5 protein-coding genes are annotated in these 3,984 nt (G+C 72.7%); 3 read left to right on the forward strand and 2 right to left on the reverse strand.

Annotated elements, in window-relative coordinates; translation table 11 throughout:
- On the reverse strand, positions 1–1,220 hold a 1,220-nt coding region (locus IH13_RS0113475), incomplete at its 3' end, for a PAS domain-containing protein (RefSeq protein ID WP_031084151.1).
- A gap of 48 nt (positions 1,221–1,268) precedes the next feature.
- On the reverse strand, positions 1,269–2,087 hold the full coding sequence (locus tag IH13_RS0113480) for an alpha/beta hydrolase (protein WP_234433287.1): 819 nt from the start codon (positions 2,085–2,087) through the stop codon (positions 1,269–1,271).
- A 168-nt stretch (positions 2,088–2,255) separates the two neighbouring features.
- Between IH13_RS0113480 and IH13_RS43435 the strand changes: the two genes are divergently transcribed.
- From IH13_RS43435 to IH13_RS0113495, 3 genes are all read left to right on the forward strand, one after another.
- A complete protein-coding gene (locus IH13_RS43435; protein ID WP_158791161.1) occupies positions 2,256–2,402 on the forward strand; it encodes a hypothetical protein in 147 nt (48 codons plus the stop codon).
- 107 nt (positions 2,403–2,509) lie between these two features.
- On the forward strand, positions 2,510–3,031 hold the full coding sequence (locus tag IH13_RS0113490; protein WP_031084154.1) for a hypothetical protein: 522 nt from the start codon (positions 2,510–2,512) through the stop codon (positions 3,029–3,031).
- A gap of 151 nt (positions 3,032–3,182) precedes the next feature.
- Positions 3,183–3,984 (forward strand): flotillin family protein (locus tag IH13_RS0113495; RefSeq protein WP_031084155.1); only part of this gene is annotated, 802 nt, incomplete at its 3' end.

The raw sequence follows: 3,984 nt of genomic DNA on the forward strand, positions 1-3,984 counted from the left end.
ATCGACCGGTAGTGGCTCATCGCGACGGCCGCCTCGACCCCGTGCCCCATCACGTCGCCCATCGCCTTGAGGTGGCGTCCGTCGCGCAGCGGGATGACGTCGAACCAGTCACCGCCCACCAACGCCCCCTCGTCCGCGGGGCGGTAGCGGCTCGCGACCTGGACGTGCGGGTGCGGGCCACGCGGTTCGGAGAGCAGGGAGCGCTGGAGTTCCCTGGCGATGGCGTGCTCGTGCGCGTAGCGGCGGGCCTGGTCCAGGTCGACGGCCGCACGGCCCGCCAGTTCCCTGGCGACGACCACGTCCCCGCCCTCGGTGAAGACCGGTGAGTCGCCGGTCCGCGCGAGGGCGAGGACGCCCAGCGGGCGTCCACGGGCGGTGAGCGGTACGAAGACGGCCGAGTGCAGGCCGATGGCCCGGTAGCCCGCCACCCGGCCGGGGTTGGGCGCGGAACGGTCGAGCTGCTCGTCGCTGTAGAGGTTCTCGATCACCGGCCGGTTCGCCTCCATGCACCGCGGCACGGCGGCGTCCGGCTGGTAGTCGATGTACTCGCCCACCCCTTCGAACGGGCTGGTGACGTCCTTGAGCGCCCGGCCCACGGCCATCGCCGCCCGGCGCAGCCGCAGCACCCCCGCCGGCGGCCTGCGCACCGCGTGCCCCACCTCCGGCGGGCAGACCTCGACCACGGCGACGTCGGCGAGCGCGGGCACCACGAAGTCCACGAGCTCCTGGCAGGTGGTGTCCATGTCCAGCGTCGTCCCGATGGCGACGGACGCGGTGTCCAGCAGCGAGAGGTGGTTCCGTGCCCGTTCGAGCTCCCGCTGCTGGTGGTACGCGGCGCTGATCTCCAGGGCGATCCCGACCAGCCCGCTCACCTCCCCGTCCTCCTCCAGGCGGTGGTAGGCCCCCTGCCAGAACCGCTCCCCCTCCGGGACGCTCGCCCGGGTACGGCCGCTGGACATGGCCTCACGCGGTTTGCCGTCGGCCAGGACCGCCCGCATGACCTCCTCGGCGGCGTCCACGTCGGGCAGCACCTCGGTGACGGTCTTCCCCAGGTGTGCGGCGGCGGGGATCCCGTTGAGCCGTTCGAGTGCCGGATTCACGTAGCAGTAGCGCAGCTCCGTGTCGAACACGGCCATGCCCACCGGGCTCCCCCGCATCAGCGCGGCCGCCTCCGCCAGGTCGAGGGGCCGGGGCGGGTCGGCGGGCTGTTCGGCCTGCAACGGAGCCTCCAGGGGTCCGGGCACGTGGTGCGGGGGCCTGCGGACCGGTCAGGGGCCGCCCGCCTTACCGCCCCTCATCGTCCGCCGCCCCGTCCCACCCCGCATCCCCGCGGGCCCGGGCCCCTGACCGTCCGCGTCCGGCCGCGGCCCGTCGTCCCGTACGCCCTTCCCCCGGGTGTCCAGCTCGGCCAGGGACACCGTGCCGTCGGCCGCCGGGGCCCCGGGGGGCAGGTCGAACGCGTCCCCGACCCGGCCCGGGACCGGGGCCAGGCCCAGCAGCCCCGACACGAGCCTGTGCGTCAGGTGGTGCCAGGCGGACGCGCGCCGCAGCATCGCGTGGTCGCTCCCCGGGACGGTCACCAGGCAGGTACGGGCCCCGGCCCTGCGGGCCCGGACCGTGAACGACTGGGAGGCGAGCGGGCTCGTCACCCGGTCCCGGGTGCTGTGCAGCAGCACGACGTCGCGCCCCGCGAGCTGGGTCACCGGGTCGCCGGGCGGACACCACGGGGCCAGCCCCACCACGGCGCCGACCAGCGGGTGACCTGCCGCGTGCAGTGCGGCGCGCGCCCCCATCGAGTGGCCGAGCAGGACCACCGGGATGTCCCCCGCCTCGTCCCGCAGACGGTCCAGCGCCCGGACCGTGTCGTGCAGCGGGTCCTGCCGGGCGCCGTTCCAGCCGCGGTGCGTGTAGCGGACCCGGCGGACGCCGACCACGGGGCCGCCGGCCACCGCCCTGGACACCCCTCGGAAGAACGGCAGCATGCGCAGACCGGGCAGGTTCATGATTCCGGGCGCGGGCGGCGCCAGACCGGTCTCGTAGCCACCGTGCAGGACGAGCACCGCTGCCGACGGCGGACGCTGGATCACGCGGACCTCCCGTTCGGGGTACGCGGACCGGCCCCCCGCACCCTCCTGTTCCCTGTTCGGCGCCGGGCGCTTCACGGATGGGTCAGGACGGGACCGGCGTATCGGGAACGGCGTTCACTGTACGAGTCCCGTCCCCGTGCCCGTACGGAAATCCGAGGAGCGGCCTTCATGCCGGCAGGACCCGAAATCCGGGGCGCCTTCGAGAGGCTGGACGCCGAGGTCCGGGGCCTCGGTCCACAGGGTGTGGACAACGGGGCCGCGTTCCGGACGCCCGAAACGCTCGCCGCGCAATTGTCCGGCATCGAGAGCGCCTGAAGACTGCCGGGAACCGGCAGTGTCGTTTCTCCAGGGTGTATGGGACCATTCAGCCAGTTCGGCGTAGAGAACTTCGGGGGAAGTCGAAAGTCGGGGGGAGTGATCACATGACCGTTTTCCTTGGTCTCGGCATCGCGGGAATCGTGCTCCTCACCTTGTCGCTGATCTTCGACGGAGTCCTCGAAGGGCTCCTGGGCGACGCCTTCGGCGGTTTGCTGAACGGCTTCTTCGACGGGCTGCTCTCCCTTCCGGTCATCGCCGGTTTCCTGTCCATGCTGGGATTCGGCGGGGCGATCGTCCTCGGTACGACCGGGATGGGCACCACCGGCGCCGCCGTGGTGGGTACGGTCGCGGGGCTCGGGGCCGGGTGGCTGACGTGGAAGTTCAGCAAGGCCCTGATGCGGGACCAGACCGCGGACACGCCACGCGGTGAGGACCTCGTCGGCACCTCCGGCTCCGTGGTGACCCGCATCCCGGCCGACGGCTACGGTGAGGTCCTGCTGCGCCTGGCGGGCCAGACGGTGAAGTACTCCGCGAAGAGCGCGGTGCCCGTCGAGCGGGGCACGGAGATCTGGGTCGAGGGCACGCTGTCGTCGACCTCGGTGACGGTCCGCCCCGTGGAGCGCTGAACACCCCACCGCGTCCGGCACCGCCGGGCACGGTACCGCCCACCGCGTCCGGCACCGCCGGGCGCGGAAGACCACCCACCCCGACGCCCGTCCGCATTCCGAACAGTCCGAACAAACTGCCCCCCGTGGGGAGGCAGGGGGGACACCTCTCATGAGTCCAGTAGTGATCGCCATCATCGGCGTCGTCGTTCTCGTCGTACTCCTGGCCCTCGCCGTGATCACCCGGTACAAGGTCGCGGGGCCCAGCCAGGCCTTCATCATCACCGGCCGCCGCGGCAAGAAGTCCACCGACCCGGTGACCGGCCGTACCAGCATCGACAACAGCGGGCAGAAGGTCGTCGTCGGCGGCGGCGTCTTCGTCGTGCCCTTCGTCCAGCAGAAGTTCACGCTCGACCTCTCCAGCCGGCACATCCCCGTCGCCGTACGCGGTGCCGTCACCCTGCGGGGTGTGAAGTCCCACCTCGAAGGTGTCGCGATCGTCAAGGTCGGCGGCAGCGAGGACGCGATCCGCGCCGCCGCCCAGCGCTTCCTGCAGCAGCAGGACGGCATCGTCGGCTTCACCCAGGAAGTGCTCTCCGGCGCCCTGCGCGCGATCGTCGGCCGTATGTCGGTCGAGGACATCATCCGCGACCGCGCCGCGTTCGCCGGGCAGGTCGCCGAGGAGGCGGAGGCCAGCCTCTCCGGCCAGGGCCTCATCCTGGACGCCTTCCAGATCCAGGACATCACCACCGAGGGCTCCTACCTGGAGGACCTCGGCCGTCCCGAGGCCGCCCGCGCCAAGCAGGAGGCCGACATCGCCGAGGCCATCGCCCGGCGCGCCTCCGAGCAGGCACGTCTGAAGGCGGCCGAGGAGATCGCCGTCGCCGAGCGGACGTTCTACCTCAAGCAGGCGGAGATCAAGGCCGAGACGGAAGCCGCCGCCGCCAAGGCCAACGCCGCGGGCCCGCTCGCCC

This window comes from Streptomyces sp. NRRL WC-3549 (assembly GCF_000721935.1).
Lineage (GTDB): Bacteria > Actinomycetota > Actinomycetes > Streptomycetales > Streptomycetaceae > Streptomyces.

Excerpts from the sequence above, each read along its gene's own strand:
- IH13_RS43435 (WP_158791161.1), top strand. The coding sequence starts at position 2,256 with ATGCCGGCAGGACCCGAAATCCGGGGCGCCTTCGAGAGGCTGGACGCC.
- IH13_RS0113490 (WP_031084154.1), top strand. The coding sequence starts at position 2,510 with ATGACCGTTTTCCTTGGTCTCGGCATCGCGGGAATCGTGCTCCTCACC.